Raw genomic sequence first — 15,129 nt, 5'->3', positions numbered from 1 at the left:
AAGGGTCATAACGCATTAAGCCCACCTGTCGCAATAAGCCCTATTTTACGATCACTTAGGTCCTGGCCTACGTCAATCGGCAACGAAACAAAAGGCTGTCTGTCGTCCTTAGACTTAGACGGGTGCAGTACGCCGGGGCTGTCTTGAATTACCGGGATTGAAGGCATGGACGGAACTTTAACCTCCGGTATCGCTGAATTTTGGATTGTTGAGTAATGATCGTTAAGGCGTCGAACGTCATCAATACCGTTTAATCCTCCGTTTAGCGCCCGTCTTGCCGCAACCACATCACCTGATTTTGATGCTTTTTGTAATCTCGGGTTGGTTTTGTAATAAGCAAAAGCCGCCTTTGCTGCAATTTCAGGATCGGCGGCTAGGTCAGGGTTATTTACAAGGTCTTGGCCTATTGCTTTACCAATGCGCTCGTAGTTTGCCCGTCCGGTTAGCTGAACAAAGCCTCGCCCACGGTATTTATATCCATCGCCCGGTTGAGTATTGCCTAGGTCTTTTCGACCGCCGTAAAGCACTTCCGCCACGCCCTCATCGCCACGCGCAACCGCATCATTTAACTCCTGTGACGACATAGACCGCGCCTTTTTGCTGACCTGGCGTAATCGTCTGGCTGAATAATTCAGGTTTTCCTCTGTTCTGGTGAAACCGCCTGTTTCGTGGTCAAGCTGCGCCATTAACATTGCGCGTTCGGTTCCGTGAATGCCTTGCTTGTCCAACTCATTGAGCATTATCTTTTTGTTTTGCTTGTCGGTCCCAAATGTTTTAGGACTGGACTTTTTGAATTGGTCAACTTTACCGCCAAGCCATTTTTGCGCCTTATCCAAAAACTCCATTGTTTTGGGTGAATCTTTTTTGATTTGCTCAATACCATCCGCAATAGGCTCAATAACATTACGAGAAACAGCATCAATTAGCTTGTCAAAGACAGGGAATTTTTCTCTTAAACTGTCTATCGCGCTATTCCATGACGATGTTACGCTGCCCAGCATATCGGAAAAAAACTTACGCCCCGACTCGGTGAATATTCCCCATGCTGCGGTTCCGGCTGCGGCGATACCAAGCGCAATCGGAGAGAAGATGGCCGCAAGCACTGGAAGTATTATCTTACCGAATGACGAACCAAGCCATGATCCACTGAACGTTGGAAAAAAACTACTACCGCCACTTGCCGCACTGCCCCCGGTCTTTTCTTCGATATCATCGAGGACTTTCTTCTGTGCTTTAGCGTGTACCGTGCTTTCTTCGCGGCTTAGTTTCAGTTCCCTGAATATCCGTGAAAACCAATGGAATTTCTTTTTGTCCGACTCGCCGCCGAAAATAGCTTGGTAGCCTTTTGATAGCGGCTGTGCAATCTCCTGAGCGGCTTTAACATTGGGGTCTACATCCGCAAGCCCGGTTTCGGCTTCTGCAAAGGATTTTGCTATTCTGTCGGCAAAGTTTCCAAACAGTCGGGTTGTGTTTCGTTCATCCTTGCCGGTCGATGTTGACGATGTAAATCTGCCTTTTTTGTTTCTGTTTGCGCCCTGTCCAGGCTCAACAATATCTGTTACAGAAGATGAAATAAAACGGCCTCTTGCATCGCGGTTTTTGGGTGCTGTAGACGACTGATTACCGGGTAATGCAACTGTATTGGTGTGTCGGTTATCGCGTGAATCTAGCCGGTTTTGGTTAGCAAGATTTGATTTTATGGCAATCGACGAACCACGGTTTCTTGGCGAAACAACCGCCGCTTTTATCGCGGCAACATCGGTTCTGATATCATCAATCGCTCTTGATGCGCGTCGAATGTCCGTGATTGTTTCACCGACTAAAAAGCCTTCGGAGTCGTGTGGTAGCATAGTTTTTACCTCGGTTTTGTTGAAAAATTATCCCAATCGATTCGGTCGATGCTTGTAAGCGTGGCAAGCGTTACCGGAATACTGAGTTCGGTGAAATGGCCGTTTTTATCAATTGGGCTGTTGGACGGAATGCTGATTGATTCAATGACCAGTGGCTTGTAGGTTCGGTTTTTATAGTTCATCGCGATTGTAGTCGGGGTTGAACTTGGCAAAAAAGACGACTCCTGAAAACCATCTTTAGCAAGGCGCAATAGCAATGATCCATCGGGGGATAACTCCTTTGGCAATGCCCACTTGAGCAACTGGTTCATCGGTTCTTCGACTTCGGTTACGGGGTCGGACCATGCCCGTAACAGTAGGGTTGCCGTGATTTTTAGCGGAGGCGAACCGTTAAAGATTTGAGTCGAATTGAGTTTTGTTATCGATGTTTTGCCAGTTGCGGATTCGGCTATTTCTTCAAAAAATCCGCCCATCGTTTTAGATAACGTATTGACGACACGCGCAACGTCAAGCGCCTCGCCGGATTGCGCTAATTGCTGGAAATTGGCTAATGAGTTTTGACCAACTTGCTCAAAAGGAGAGTTCCAGTTAAACGACGCCTCGATATTCGAGTCGATAAGCGGACATTTGACAACAACATCATCTTCGCCGCCTAGCCGCTCCCCTTTACGATTCACCTCGTAAAATATAGCGATCAGGTGCTTGCTCAGTCCGGTGTCCGGGGAATCGCCCCATAAGGAGCTTAAAACTTTTTCAGTCATTTTGTTTTTGTCCGGTTGTGTGATATTGTAAATTCGAATCAGTTATTTTTTCGTTTTGATGGTACTGCTATTCAAGCCCGACTTAATCGTCGGGTTTTTTTTTGGGTAAAATTTTGCAGCGGATTAGTTGGTGCTTCGCTTCCCGGCACACTTCGCCAAATTTCTTGGTGTGAAGCAGTAGACGAGCGCTTCCTGGTATGTTATTGAAACCGTCGGTGATTTCGATAAACCTTTCGACTGCGGCAACCAGCTCCTCGTACTCGTTCACCATTTCGGATATCGCCGCATCCGCCCGATTTATCTTGCGACAATGGGCCTCTACGCTGGAAATCATGCGGGTTAGCATTTCGAATTGTCGCTGGTTGCTTTGAACGTTCCACTCGCGCATAAACTGCGTATTCGGATCGCGCTCCCAATCGTCCTCGACCGCAACGCCTAACAAAAAATCTGTCGTAACTTCATAGCCATGCGCCGCTCGGACGATTAAAAATGGCGAAATAGATTCGATATCGAGCGCGGTTTCGACCGCTTTTAGGCTTTCGGTCGAAATTCCTAAAAGTTTTGCGGCTGCATGTTGGCTTAATCCACATAAGCCACGCGCCTCCACGAACTTTTGCCCAATAATTTTTAATCGCTGATTTGTTGAAAGATCTAGCATCGGCACCTCGAAGGTGCCGGGGTTTTACGCCCGGCTCGGTTGGAATTAATCGGCTTGGTTTTCTTCCTCGGCTTCGGTCTGCGGAATTTCGCACTCCAGGCGGGTGCCCACAAGGAGCGAGTAGTCGTAAAATGGATCGCTCGCGAATTTTAATAGCGCCGCCGACTCTACCGACAGTGCGCGGCACTCGCTGTCAACCGACTCGATTTCGCTATCGCTGGGTCCTTGGATGATTTTCGGAATCTCGTCCAAAGTGAAACCTTTCGCTATCAAATCTTCCTTTTTTTGCTGAAAAGTTCGGATTTCGGCCTGCATTGAGCCCATTTTTCGCGAAATTTCGAGCGGAATTCCGTGGTGGACTCTGAGCGCCATGGAAATCAGCTTTTCGGGTCGATTGTTGTGTCGTTCGTATGCCGCGTCGATGATCTTTTTCGCCTCGTCTTTGATCTGAATGAACCGATTTTTAACGACAAGCACGGCATCGTTTATGCCTTCGCGGTCGGCCTCGGTCATTGCGTCAAGGCCTTGCAATACTGCCTCGGCGCGGTTGTGTGCATGTTCTGCGTTATTGAAGATTGATTGATTGATTTTCATTTTGGATTTCCTTTTTCAATTAAGAATTTGGTTGATGTGGGACGATATATTTAAGCGTAGCGATTGCGGCACTAACGCGTAATTCTGCCGGTGCGCATTGATCTTTCAGCGCATCCGTTAGGATTTTTTCCGCCCGGTTTCGCAAGATTTTTGTCTTGCGTGGCTGTGGTTTTGGGGTCATTTTTTGTAACTCCTAAAATTTGAAATGGTATTCTAATCGCCCGAAATGGGGGTCTAACGGGCGTTTTTCCGGTTTTGGAATAAATTAAAATACCTCTGCATTTTGCTCTTTTATGTAGTCGCAATAATCGCGGTCGGCTCCACTGTCGATAATGATTTGACCATCCAAGCCAAGTAGGCGGGACACATAAACCGTCTTGCCCTCGGCCTTCAATCGTTTGGCTAGGGCATAGGCCGCCGCCTGTCCGGTAAAGCTTGCGTCCTCATCGGGATAGATTACGACCGCGCCTATGTAGCTAGGTACTTGCACCTGTTCCATCAAAACCGCATTAGCCGCCGCCCAACACGGATAACCTTCGAGCTGTTGAGCTGCAAGTGCTGTTTCAATGCCTTCCGAAATGCCGACCATTTCACCTTGACCGCCTAGCCTGATTGATGCGCCGGGTAGGGGTTTAATAATCGGCATCATCTTTTTAGCCGGGTATCCGCTGATTTTCTGCCCCTCATCGGTAAGATATGTAACGTGATAAGTGCAGACTTCGTCATCAAGATTTCGCATAACCGAAACCATTGCCGGGAACGTGCCAACCTTAACCGGCTTTCCTGCATCGTCCCTATGCCAATAGTCGATTGCAGGGTGAAAGAAAACGTCATTCTTAGGCAAAATGTCTATACCCCGGCCTTTCAGGTATCGCCACACAGCATCATCGCGGGTGATACGCTTTAGGCCGGAATGGATGCGCTTTAGTCGCTGCTCGTTGGTTGCCTGCTTTGGTTTAACATCGGATTGTGTTGCGCTGCATTTACCGACAATCTTTTCAATTTCCTTTGCGCACTCGGAAAAGGTCCAATCGTTTACTTTCTGTAGCAGAGTGAAACCATCGCCCGCGCCGCAATTCGAACAGTAGAACGTCCCGCGCCCGTCCTTATTGTCAAATCGGAACCTGTCCTTCCCACCGCAAGCCGGGCAGGGGGCATGCTTACCTGATAGGTGCGTCTGATCGATACCAAGCGTTAATAAAATGCTCGACCACTTGCCTGTACATTGTGAAGATATTGCGCTCATCTTGAGGCCCTCCTGCTTTTGGCAAAGCGAATATCTTTTGACTTGACCAAGTTAGCAATCTCGCGGCTTACATCGACGGTGGGCGTATCTTCAAACCGTCTAGGCGGCTCTTTGCCAACTAATTCTTTGTATAGATAATATGCGCGGCCCGGTTTATTGCCCTTTTGCCGAACGATTGAACACACCTCGTTCCACAAATCGATTCGATTGCCGCCGTATGGCTTCTTGCCGATCTTGATTTCTTCGAGCTGTCCCGGAACTGCAATAACCTTGTTCCGTTTTGGTCTTGTTGCGCCGCAATGTTGGCAAACGTCCCGATCCGGCCCCCACAATTCGCCGCAATTACCGCACTTTGCCGCCTCTTTTTCTTCGCTGGTAGGCTCCTTTTTAGGTTTTTCGGCATCGTCGCGCAATTCGTGACAACCTTCATGATAAAGCGACTCCCAATCATCTTTGAATCGTAAATAATTCCCGGAATGGTCGAGCCACAAGGCAAACTCCTTGCCTGGAAATGGACGCATTGGTCTACCCAACTGCTGAACATGGCTTGAGAATGATTTGCTGAAAGGCCTCGCCGATACGCCAATCATCACGTCAGGACAGTCAAAGCCTTTGGTCAAAATATCGGTCGCAATCAGGCCGGTGATAGTGCTGTCGGGCTTGGCAAACTCGTCAAAGATTGCCTTTTTGGTTTGTTCACTGTCCTTGTAACTGATCGACACAAAGTTATAACCGGCTTCCTTGAACTTCGCTGAAAGGTCTTGTCCATGCGCCACGCCTGCACAAAATACGATTGTCTTGCGCGGCCCACCAAAAACTTCATGCGTTTTTTTAATCCATTCCGAAACAACATCGCCGCTGATCTTAATACCACGCTCCCCGGCTTCCTTGTCCGACCACTCGCCCGCAACTTTTTTGGCATCGCTCATATCAACCTGTTTGCATACAAAAACGCGAAGCGGGGCAAGGCTGCCCATCTCGACCAGTTGCGCGGTAGTTGTTCGGCTAACCACGTTCGAATAAATGCCACCAAGACCTTTTGTAAAAGGACTCGCGGATAGACCAACAACCTTGACCGCCTCGTTATTTTTAATAAACTCGACGATTGAGCGGCGCGTATTGTGCGCCTCGTCAACAATCAATAATTTCAGGTTTGGAAAGCTGCCCATTTTTTCGAGGGTCTGAGCCGAACAAATTTGAATTGATTTATGTGTGTGCCGCCGCCAGTGTCCGGCCATTAAAACGCCGTGGTCGATTGAATACTTATCAAGCCTGCCGCTTGTCTGGTCACACAATACGCGCCGATCAAGCACCATTGCCGCCCGGTGACCTTTGTCGGCTGCCGCTTTGAGCATCGATATTGCTACCTCTGTTTTGCCGCCGCCTGTCGGCAAATAAAGTACTTGTGGCCCGTGACCGGCTGCAAATCCTTCGCGCAATCCGTTCAGGCTGTCCTCTTGATATTCTCGGAGTGCTAAACCGCTCATAGTCCGGCCTCCTTCAATTTTTTATCTAACGCTTTGCATCGCCGGTCCAGCTTGTTCAGTTCCTTTTTCATCACGGCGTTTTCGTTCACCAATCCGTTGATCGTGCCTTGCAATCCATCGATTAACGATTGCTTTTTCTCAATCTCTTTAATGGCCGCCGCCGTATGGTTGTCGTCATCAAAGATTGATCGCATGTGGTCGTTGTCCTTCTGCAATCGCTCGTTTTCTGACGCAAGCTCGGCTATCGTGTCGTTGAGCTGGTCAAGTTCTGAATACTCGTAATCCTCGGCAATTTCAGGCTCCTGAGCGGTCGCTGCCGGTGCGGGGCTTGCGTCTTGTTCAATCTCGGTAAATTCAGCGTCCTCGGCTTCTTCCTGGCCTGCCATGCCAAGAGATTGAGGGGGCTCAATCATGAGTCGATCAATAACCTCCTCGTCATCGTCCAGATGCTCAGGCTCCTTCCTCGGTTTGGCCTTGGCAACAATTCTGTCCATTTCCCGAAGGCTCAAGGCCTCCTCGCCGGTATGTTCAAGCACCAAGGCCTTGTTTTGAGCGATACGCATAAATCGTTGAGCATGGCGAAGGGTAAAAGCGACACGCGTGTCGTTTTTGAGTACGCTTTCAAACTGACCGTGAGGAGTTTCCTGTTTCAATCTCAAAAGGATTTCCCCGATCCTGAATGCTGCGTTCATCGCCTCCTTTGTGTGGTCGATAAACTGGCCTTGAGCCTCAATCAATTGTTCTAACGTATTTTTTTCTGCCGTAATATGGGTATTCATAAAATCCACCTTAAAATAAATATTTCTGTTCAAATTCGGAATCAAAAACCACTTTCAAATCGGAATCAGTCGGCGGAGAATGAACACTAAGCCCCTTTATAGTATTAATACTGTGCCTAGAACCTACTTGATATGCTTCTATGTGGCATGGGAGATGCTGTATGGGATTGAAAACCGCTGTAGCCCCTGAATTTACTTGGCCTGAGGTCGAATTGCTTTCCCCGGTTTTTCCCCAGTTTTTCCCCGGATTTTCCCCAAAATGTCCCCAATTTTTCCCCGGCTGTCTAACGCCTTTTATAAGGTGTCCGGTTATCGTCCATTCGCCGGAAATAATTGGTTCGGCTGGTTTTAAAGCGATCACTCTGTTGTACTCGTTGCCGCGCCGATCTCTTGCCGCTTCGAATGAGGCAAGAAACATATATCCAGACATGTGCTTGATTAACTTTTGACATTCGCTGAATTTCTTTATCGGATTATTGCCGGTCGATAACCGATATAACCGCGCAAAGTCGCTATTCCGTGCAACCGAATAATTGCCTTTGGGTGTCTTGTTGGCGTTAAAAAACTTGATGAATAGCTCGCCGGTATCAGATACCAACTCAAATATAAAGACGGGTTTCTTTCCGCTTTTTACACGGATACTACCGATCTTGGTGTCAACGCACTCGCATAGTATTTCGTTCATAACTAAAATTCCTTTTCCGGGTGTGTCCAATAAGATATAATCACTTTGCGTAGTGATTTGTACCTTAAAAAGCCCCGGACATTTTTCAAAGTGTTCGGGGTTTTTTTATGCGTTATGGGTATGTCGTTCGACATACTCTAATAAGGCGGTTGTTCTGTATTTAATTAATCGACCGATACGAACGTATGGAATATTGTTTTCGCCGGTACAGCGCCATTTGATTAAAGTGCCACGCGGGATATTAAGCAGTTTTGCCGCTCCATCGGTATCAATAAGCGCGTCAACGTGAAATGAAATATCTTGGTTTTGTTGTGTTGCAGCCATCTTTTAAATCCTCAAGTAATAAAAAAACAGTGAGGTCATTTTGCGTAATGGCTGCTAAAAAAAATTCCCTTTAACAAAAAGTTTTTTGTTACTGGCAGTTTTTCAGGCACAAAAAAACCGGGTCATGCCCGGCTTTTTGCTTTATATAACAGTTTTTTATCTATCAGGTTTTCTTTCTAAAATTCTTCGCATCAATTTTAACTTGCTGTGCGCTTGGTAAAATTCCATAAACATATTTAGTGAAATCGGTCTGCCTTTCTTCCGCGATATTTCCGTTTTCTAATTCGACTTGTAATACCCGTACCGGCAAGTTATTATTCTCGATATACTTACCCAGTAATTTATTAATAGCCTCGACCGCCTGAGCCTTATTTTTCCAAGCTTTTTTTCTGTACTCCTTCAAAATAAAATCGGAATAATCGTACTTTTCAATACCTTTTTTTCGGCTTTCCCTCCGTATCCGCGATATATCCGACTTATGCTCCTCGTTTATTAATTCTGTTATTCCCGCATGCCTTGAGAGCGGCACTCTAAGCCAGTCCTTCGCGTCAATAATATAGGTCCACGCATCATTAATGCGCCCATCGTCAAAAGCCCGTTGAGCCTCGCAACAATACGCACAAGAAACCACCAAGGCCGATATTTCAGTCACCTTTCCAATTCCATCGACATTAACCGGATTCACCTTGTAAACCAATCGCGATAGGGTATCGCCGCTGGTATTCTCGTTCTCCATCATTTCCTTAAAAAAAGTATTGATGAAACTGTATTTTGTGCCGTCATTATTGATGCAATCATACAAATAAGAAGCGGTCGCTAATATTGAATCAATCTCTGTTTCCGGTGTTCGCTCGCTCCGGGGAATATTGAAATATGTCACTGCGTTAAACTCCGTTTTAAAGTAACAACGTTCTCATCGCTCGATAAGACATGCTGTTCAATATAATCGGCAATCTTGAAGGTTGCCGCCTTCATGGTCTTGCTTTCGGGATTGATGTAACCGCCGGTCACGTCGTTGTCGGTTTTGTGGTTCGCCAGCGCTTTGAGTAAGCTGAATGGAATCATGGCCGCTTCGCCAATCGTTAGAAAGGTTCGTTTCAGGTCATGCGGTGAGAACTCGACGCCGGATTGATCGATTACCTTTTTGATCTGCTTGCGCGGCTGATTCATTACGCCATCACCACTTTCGCCTGGAAATACGAATCGACTGTCGCCCGTTAATGCCTGTAATCCTCGTAAGTACGGTTTGATTTGCGGCGCAATGTAGGCAGTGAAGTCTGTATGGTTTTTTGTGTCTCGAACAAGAAAGGAATCGTTCTTAAAATCCACGTCCAGCCATTCTAAATATCTAACATCCTGATCGCGCAATCCGGTGTGAAGCAACAGTAACAAATAGAGCTTTGCCTTTTCGTTATCCAAACCCAAAACGGCCTCGTACCATGCCTTCATATCATCGCTGCCAATCATCCGCTTTCGTCGTTTCGGTCTTGCCCATAGCTTCCCATCAGTGAGGATGTCAACCGGGTTATTATCAATCGCCTTCAGTGTCTTGGTGGCGTAATTCATCAGTACACGCAATACTCGAAGTTTGTTGTCTCTGGCTCCTTTAAAGCCATTGCGCTTCACAAGAACCATGTCCCGCGTTATTGTGTTGATAGGTTTGTCCAGCCAATCGGCAAAGCCTTGATTGATTTTTTTGCGGTAATCCAATATTGATGCTTCCCGCAAGTCGTTTTTATTTTTTAAGTAGGATTCAAGCAGTTCCGAAAGCGTCATTCCCGACAGTCTCTCCTTGCGCTTTTCTTCCACTGGGTCAATGCCATTGGCTAGGGAGGAAAGAGCTTCTCCTGCAAGTTTTCTGGCATCCGCTACCGACAAATCAGGGAACCGCCCCAACGTAACGCGCTTTGATGTTCGACCGTCCCATTTTAAAACCGCAAAAGTCTTAACTCCTGTGCTGCTAACTCGACAAATCAACTTTGGGAATCCGGTATCATGATAATCAACACGACCATTTTCCGGTGCCTTTAATTTTTCAATCCGCTGCTGTGTGAAATTTATTTTATTTGCCATTTCGCTTCCTTATTAAATCCGGGTCAAGGCCGGGTCAAGGCCGGGTCAAGTTTTAAGCACTATATCTAGTATGTTCAAGAATTTTATAGTAACGTGCGGTAATGTCAACTTTTAAGGTAAATCAATGGCTTAAATGGCTTTTCCGTATAGTAACAAGGGGTTGGAAACACTAGGAGCAAGTAACTGTTAATCACTAGGTCGGCGGTTCGAGCCCGTCCGGGGGAGCCAAATAAATCAAGGCCTGTAGAGTTTTTCTCTACAGGCCTTTTTTATTTGTAGTGCCTTTGAAAAAATACAGTGTTACTCCATAATTCCAACAGTCTCCCGGTGGGGGCGGTATCGGGTCGGAAAAATCTGCACGACCTGTTAAGAACAAACTTCGCATCATCATTCAACATAGCTCATGGCCGATTTTACGTTTACTCCAGCCGATTATCCCGAGATACGTCATCGTATGATGGATTTGAACGGCAATATTTTCAGAAAGCTCACGAAGGACAATATTAAAACCTGCGGCAAGCATTTGGGGATTTGGCATCAAAAGGCCTTAATGGTCCAAAACGAAACCGAAATGGACTTATTTACCGATTATGCGATTTACGGCTATCGTCCAAACGGCTTCAATATGGCGGAGAAGTTCTTGCGTCTATTCAGTAAAGAAGCCGACGCATATGAATTGGAATTGCTGCGCCGTATGAGCGAAGCGCATTATGCGATTTATCAGGTGGAAGAAACGAACGGCACCGATTCCTTAAAAGTTGTGGATGTATTCAGTAAGGTGATTTATCGGTTGGTCGATCATCAATTGGCTAAAACCGCTCGTCAGGGAATGATTCTGGCTGGGCATCTGATCGATTTTGATGGCTTTTGGATTCAAACAGGTGGAACCGTTTTACTCAGCAATGAAATCTTCCAAGCGGAGCAGGTCAAACGGATAATAGACCGGATTGATGATAATGAGTTGAGTCATTTTCTGAGCAAGCCTGCAAACGGCGCCAAGATGGCGAAAGCAATCATCTCTGCGACTATTGGACTTGGCGAAACCTCCAATTTCGGACATGTGCCGGTTTAGACAAGCTAAATCGGCTCAGAATAGGCACTCGATCGGTCGTATATCCCGTCCGTGGTAAATAAAGCAAGGGCTTGCGTTAGCGCGTAGGCCCTTTTTTATTGACTGAATTTTTGATGGTCTCCCGGTCGGCATATCTCTTTAAAAGCATTCCGCAAAGCCTGACGGGTGCTCAATCTATTGTTTCGCTCCCATTGAAGCCTTAGTATCGAGTCGGTTGAGTTGTCAGTTGCGATAAAACCACACATATTTTCGAAAGAGTTGTGCTGACCGATCAAAACTTGGCAATTATTTGCCTTTTACATCTATGATTGGTGGCAGGTTCGAGCTAATGGTTTAAAATCCTAGGCCGACGGTATTATTCGCTAACTCCCAAAGAGAGTATCAAAAATGCTCCAACAGAAAAAACAATCAACAATTGATAGGGCAGATTATATATTTCTGAGAAGACAGTTGTTGGATTGGCGGGATAAACACGTCGAAGCCATTCAACATCACCTGAATCGTGGTAACTATTCAGACCCCCAGTCCACTGGAGGCAATTTTGGAATCGGCCGACCGGTTCGCTGATGATCAATGACTACTGCCAAATAAAGCCAAGGGGATTGCTGTCTTTTACGACAGGTTTCGATCACGCTGATTAAAATGGCGAATACCCGCGAGCCTTGTTCGGTGCGAGTGCCATAGCTGATGCGTCTCAAAATCACCCAGTGCCGCAGTGCCCGCTCGGCTTCGTTGTTGGTCAACGGCAAATGACAGGATGCAACGACCTGAAAGATCGCCTCCCAATCATTGAGCATTTCACCGGACAGCTCACGCGTCTTTTTATGCGTTGCTTCGCGCAGGCTTTCGCATAGCGCTCGATAGAGCGCTAGTGATTCTTGAAAGGTTTCCGTCAACGGTTTGTCGGGTGGGTCGACACGGGCCTCTCGAATCGCGTTCATCAGCGTATTCAGCAACGCCAGTGTTTGTTTGCCGAACTGGCGGGCCACAGGGTCGAAACTCTCTTCCAGTCCTTGGGCTTTGCGCAGCAGATGCGCCCAGCAGCGCACGCGATTCGGGTATCTGCGATAGGCTTTGTAGCCATCGCTCATGAGCCAGCCCAAGTAATCCGAGCCCAAGAGGTTCTCGAGCAATTCGGCACTGCGGTAGGCAATCCAGTAAGCAGTCACGGTATCCGTACTGAACACCCACAGCCATAAGAAGGTCGTCAGTTCCATCCAAGACGTTTCATCGACATGCAGTAATTGACTATTGACCACGGCGTCAATGAGTTCGTCTTCGATCGGCAGCGCCGCCGCGCCGCTTTCATGCAGGGTGTTGTTGATGGTGCCGACACTGAGACTTAACCCTAACCAATCCTGCAAGAATTCGCGGATGCGCTCACGGGATAGCCGCATGCGATAGGCCAGACACACAATCAAGGCGGCTAAACCCGGCCCGACCAGGCGCCATTCGCTGCACACGACGTTCGGCAAACTGCCGTGGGGCACATGACGATACGGTTCGCCTCGCGTCACATGGCCGCAGTGACACGTCGCTTCATAATAGGTATGCCGCGTCGTGATCAATCTCAAGCCCGGATCGTTCGCGTCAGCCCAGGTGAGGTCAACGGTATCAAAAGCGGTATACGCTTTTTGCTGACTTGTCGTGAACACAGTACCGCAACACGCGCAAAGCTCGGGACGATGGTCTTGATAGTCGGTCACCGGCAGGACTTGCTGTCTACCGAAGCCTTGCGCACCAGGCTGCTTACCGGGTTTACGCACATCATCCGAAGCTTGAGACGAGTCGGTTTGAGAATCTTGTTTGGATTCTTTAGCAGGTGGGGCGGAAGATGTGTTATCTGCCTCCTGGTCCGGCGTGTCTTCGCCAGCGTCTATCGCATCGGTATCACTGGCTGTATCGTTCGCCTTATCCCACGGTGCTTCACTACTGGGTGGCCGGGAGCTATTGCGCGAGTTTTGCTTCAAGCGCTCGCGTGCTTCCTTGAGATCGTTGAGCAAGCGAATCGAAAGGCGACGCAAATCCTCTTCCGGTAAGTCCAGAAGCCTGTCTTCATCCAGTTGGTTTAGGTCATGATCGCTCAGTTGCATGGTGCACAGGATACGTCTTGGCGGCTTGAAAATACAGTTTTTTAGTGACTGATTGGATGATTTTTGTAATGGGGGGGCTGAATAGTTACGCCGCATGTGGACAACTTAATTCCAATAATTAAATAGCTTTCAAGTGCCAGAGCATGGGGTCGGAACAAGTTGACAATAGGTATTCATGGTTAAAAATTACATAAAGCCTCAAATTAAACCAATAAATCATCGGATGAGCCGGTGATTTTCATGTTACTCCTTTTAGAAGTAGTTTATCGGTGACTGCTAAGGGTTCTACTTAGCCATTCGGAAATATGGGTTGAGTGGTTCTTGTGAGTCGACGAGCGACTTTACTCCGAGTTTTAAAATATCCACCTCAAAACCCCATCCGTTGTGACCATCCCCGCCGGAAAGTCCAACCTCTTCATCGTATCCCAGAACTTACCCAACATGGCCACGTAATTCGATAGAAGCTGACAACCGAAGGCTGACCGGATTTCTAAAAACTATATGACGGATTTGGGGAAATTGGTGGGTGAATGCTCGCTAATGAAAATTTATCGTACTATTTTCCGAATTCTGAGACACCCGGAAACGAAGGTCAAATGGAATTAACTCGGGCACCATTGCTTATTTTATGCAAATACCCTTACGGCCATCCCTATACACATCCATTCAATAGGATCGGCCCATGATAATTGACGTCAAACCGGCAAAGATAATTGACGCAGGACAAAAAGGCAAAAGGCAGAAAGGCAAGAAGTACGGGAAATAGTTTCAAAAGGAATGGATAAAGGACATAGGGAAGAAGGGAAGGGGACCCTAATGGAAAGGGGCCTATCCGGAAAAGGTAAAACCCTATGAAATCGTAAAAAGGGTTTTTTATTGTTGAAATCCCAGCAAACCCGCAGACTTCTGTGTAACAAAAGCCAGCTATCACAGAGTCGACATGATGAATTTTTCCATAAAAACCCTGTTCCAGTACTTCGCACTATCGCTGCTCGCCGGCTGTGCCACGCAAGGCGGCAAAGTAGCGAACAACGAACTTAAAACGGTCGCACCGGCGGAAATACCCGCTCCGGAAATCAACGAAACCCGTTATTCAGCAATCAATGACGAAATCAAACCTGTCGCAGTCGTCCAAACCGGTCGCTACTCGTTTGTTCCGGCCATCCCGACGCTCCCGCAACGGGAACCTTTACAGGTCCTCATCAACGTCACCATTCCCAACGACCTGCAAACTGTCGGGGATACCGTCCATTATCTACTGAGACGAAGCGGCTATAGCGTCGAAAGTCCGCCAACACTGAATCCGCACGCCGTTCGAATGTTCCTGAACCCGTTGCCCGACGTGCAACGGTGTCTTGGCCCTATGACCTTACACGATGCGCTGACGGTCTTGGTCACGCCGGAACTTGTGCCGGTTATCGATCCTATCAGACGACGGATTAATTACGTGCAAAGCGCAGAAACGCATAAGCACAATGCAAGTTTTGCTACCGCTAACGGAGAATAA

At 47.4% G+C, this 15,129-nt stretch carries 14 protein-coding genes; 2 read left to right on the top strand and 12 right to left on the bottom strand.

Going from position 1 to position 15,129, the window contains the following annotated elements:
* Nucleotides 1-5: 5 nt before the first annotated feature.
* The 11 genes from WJM45_RS15235 to WJM45_RS15185 form a co-directional block, all read right to left on the bottom strand.
* Nucleotides 6-1,850 carry a glycoside hydrolase family 19 protein gene (locus tag WJM45_RS15235; RefSeq protein ID WP_341325927.1) on the bottom strand — a complete coding sequence of 615 codons (1,845 nt, stop codon included), beginning with the start codon at nucleotides 1,848-1,850 and terminating at the stop codon, nucleotides 6-8.
* A gap of 5 nt (nucleotides 1,851-1,855) precedes the next feature.
* Nucleotides 1,856-2,611, bottom strand: coding sequence for a hypothetical protein (locus tag WJM45_RS15230; RefSeq protein ID WP_341325926.1), 756 nt, complete (start codon nucleotides 2,609-2,611; stop codon nucleotides 1,856-1,858).
* An 82-nt stretch (nucleotides 2,612-2,693) separates the two neighbouring features.
* Nucleotides 2,694-3,269 carry a helix-turn-helix transcriptional regulator gene (locus WJM45_RS15225; RefSeq protein ID WP_341325925.1) on the bottom strand — a complete coding sequence of 192 codons (576 nt, stop codon included), beginning with the start codon at nucleotides 3,267-3,269 and terminating at the stop codon, nucleotides 2,694-2,696.
* Nucleotides 3,270-3,314: 45 nt separating this feature from the next.
* Entirely contained in the window at nucleotides 3,315-3,863 is a 549-nt protein-coding gene (locus WJM45_RS15220) for a hypothetical protein (protein WP_341325924.1), read from the bottom strand.
* A gap of 265 nt (nucleotides 3,864-4,128) precedes the next feature.
* A complete protein-coding gene (locus tag WJM45_RS15215; protein WP_341325923.1) occupies nucleotides 4,129-5,109 on the bottom strand; it encodes a primase-helicase zinc-binding domain-containing protein in 981 nt (326 codons plus the stop codon).
* On the bottom strand, nucleotides 5,106-6,596 hold the full coding sequence (locus WJM45_RS15210) for a DEAD/DEAH box helicase family protein (RefSeq protein WP_341325922.1): 1,491 nt from the start codon (nucleotides 6,594-6,596) through the stop codon (nucleotides 5,106-5,108). Before WJM45_RS15210 ends, WJM45_RS15215 begins: the two co-directional genes overlap by 4 nt.
* Nucleotides 6,593-7,375, bottom strand: coding sequence for a hypothetical protein (locus WJM45_RS15205; protein ID WP_341325921.1), 783 nt, complete (start codon nucleotides 7,373-7,375; stop codon nucleotides 6,593-6,595). The genes WJM45_RS15210 and WJM45_RS15205 overlap by 4 nt, the downstream gene beginning before the upstream one ends.
* A gap of 10 nt (nucleotides 7,376-7,385) precedes the next feature.
* Entirely contained in the window at nucleotides 7,386-8,060 is a 675-nt protein-coding gene (locus WJM45_RS15200; protein ID WP_341325920.1) for a hypothetical protein, read from the bottom strand.
* A 105-nt stretch (nucleotides 8,061-8,165) separates the two neighbouring features.
* Nucleotides 8,166-8,384, bottom strand: coding sequence for a helix-turn-helix domain-containing protein (locus WJM45_RS15195; RefSeq protein WP_341325919.1), 219 nt, complete (start codon nucleotides 8,382-8,384; stop codon nucleotides 8,166-8,168).
* Between the two features lie 163 nt (nucleotides 8,385-8,547).
* Entirely contained in the window at nucleotides 8,548-9,069 is a 522-nt protein-coding gene (locus WJM45_RS15190) for a hypothetical protein (protein ID WP_341325918.1), read from the bottom strand.
* A gap of 191 nt (nucleotides 9,070-9,260) precedes the next feature.
* Nucleotides 9,261-10,457 (bottom strand): integrase family protein, encoded by a 1,197-nt coding sequence (locus WJM45_RS15185; RefSeq protein WP_341325917.1) that lies wholly within the window; start codon nucleotides 10,455-10,457, stop codon nucleotides 9,261-9,263.
* 403 nt (nucleotides 10,458-10,860) lie between these two features.
* Between WJM45_RS15185 and WJM45_RS15180 the strand changes: the two genes are divergently transcribed.
* Entirely contained in the window at nucleotides 10,861-11,529 is a 669-nt protein-coding gene (locus WJM45_RS15180; protein WP_341325860.1) for a hypothetical protein, read from the top strand.
* 509 nt (nucleotides 11,530-12,038) lie between these two features.
* Here WJM45_RS15180 and WJM45_RS15175 read toward each other — a convergent pair.
* Nucleotides 12,039-13,622 carry an IS66 family transposase gene (locus WJM45_RS15175; protein ID WP_341325916.1) on the bottom strand — a complete coding sequence of 528 codons (1,584 nt, stop codon included), beginning with the start codon at nucleotides 13,620-13,622 and terminating at the stop codon, nucleotides 12,039-12,041.
* Nucleotides 13,623-14,562: 940 nt separating this feature from the next.
* Here WJM45_RS15175 and WJM45_RS15170 point away from each other — a divergent pair.
* The gene (locus WJM45_RS15170; RefSeq protein ID WP_341325915.1) at nucleotides 14,563-15,129 is read left to right on the top strand and encodes a hypothetical protein; all 567 of its coding nucleotides are present in this window, start codon (nucleotides 14,563-14,565) and stop codon (nucleotides 15,127-15,129) included.

The sequence above is a fragment of the Methylotuvimicrobium sp. KM2 genome (assembly GCF_038051925.1).
Lineage (GTDB): Bacteria > Pseudomonadota > Gammaproteobacteria > Methylococcales > Methylomonadaceae > Methylotuvimicrobium.
This window is presented reverse-complemented; position numbering and strand designations above follow the sequence as displayed.

What these genes read in the sequence shown, in the direction of transcription:
- WJM45_RS15170 (WP_341325915.1), top strand. Translation starts at nt 14,563, where the DNA reads ATGATGAATTTTTCCATAAAAACCCTGTTCCAGTACTTCGCACTATCG.
- WJM45_RS15205 (WP_341325921.1), bottom strand. Translation starts at nt 7,375, where the DNA reads ATGAATACCCATATTACGGCAGAAAAAAATACGTTAGAACAATTGATT.
- WJM45_RS15200 (WP_341325920.1), bottom strand. Translation starts at nt 8,060, where the DNA reads ATGAACGAAATACTATGCGAGTGCGTTGACACCAAGATCGGTAGTATC.
- WJM45_RS15180 (WP_341325860.1), top strand. Translation starts at nt 10,861, where the DNA reads ATGGCCGATTTTACGTTTACTCCAGCCGATTATCCCGAGATACGTCAT.
- WJM45_RS15175 (WP_341325916.1), bottom strand. Translation starts at nt 13,622, where the DNA reads ATGCAACTGAGCGATCATGACCTAAACCAACTGGATGAAGACAGGCTT.
- WJM45_RS15210 (WP_341325922.1), bottom strand. Translation starts at nt 6,596, where the DNA reads ATGAGCGGTTTAGCACTCCGAGAATATCAAGAGGACAGCCTGAACGGA.
- WJM45_RS15215 (WP_341325923.1), bottom strand. Translation starts at nt 5,109, where the DNA reads ATGAGCGCAATATCTTCACAATGTACAGGCAAGTGGTCGAGCATTTTA.
- WJM45_RS15195 (WP_341325919.1), bottom strand. Translation starts at nt 8,384, where the DNA reads ATGGCTGCAACACAACAAAACCAAGATATTTCATTTCACGTTGACGCG.
- WJM45_RS15220 (WP_341325924.1), bottom strand. Translation starts at nt 3,863, where the DNA reads ATGAAAATCAATCAATCAATCTTCAATAACGCAGAACATGCACACAAC.
- WJM45_RS15235 (WP_341325927.1), bottom strand. Translation starts at nt 1,850, where the DNA reads ATGCTACCACACGACTCCGAAGGCTTTTTAGTCGGTGAAACAATCACG.
- WJM45_RS15185 (WP_341325917.1), bottom strand. Translation starts at nt 10,457, where the DNA reads ATGGCAAATAAAATAAATTTCACACAGCAGCGGATTGAAAAATTAAAG.
- WJM45_RS15230 (WP_341325926.1), bottom strand. Translation starts at nt 2,611, where the DNA reads ATGACTGAAAAAGTTTTAAGCTCCTTATGGGGCGATTCCCCGGACACC.
- WJM45_RS15225 (WP_341325925.1), bottom strand. Translation starts at nt 3,269, where the DNA reads ATGCTAGATCTTTCAACAAATCAGCGATTAAAAATTATTGGGCAAAAG.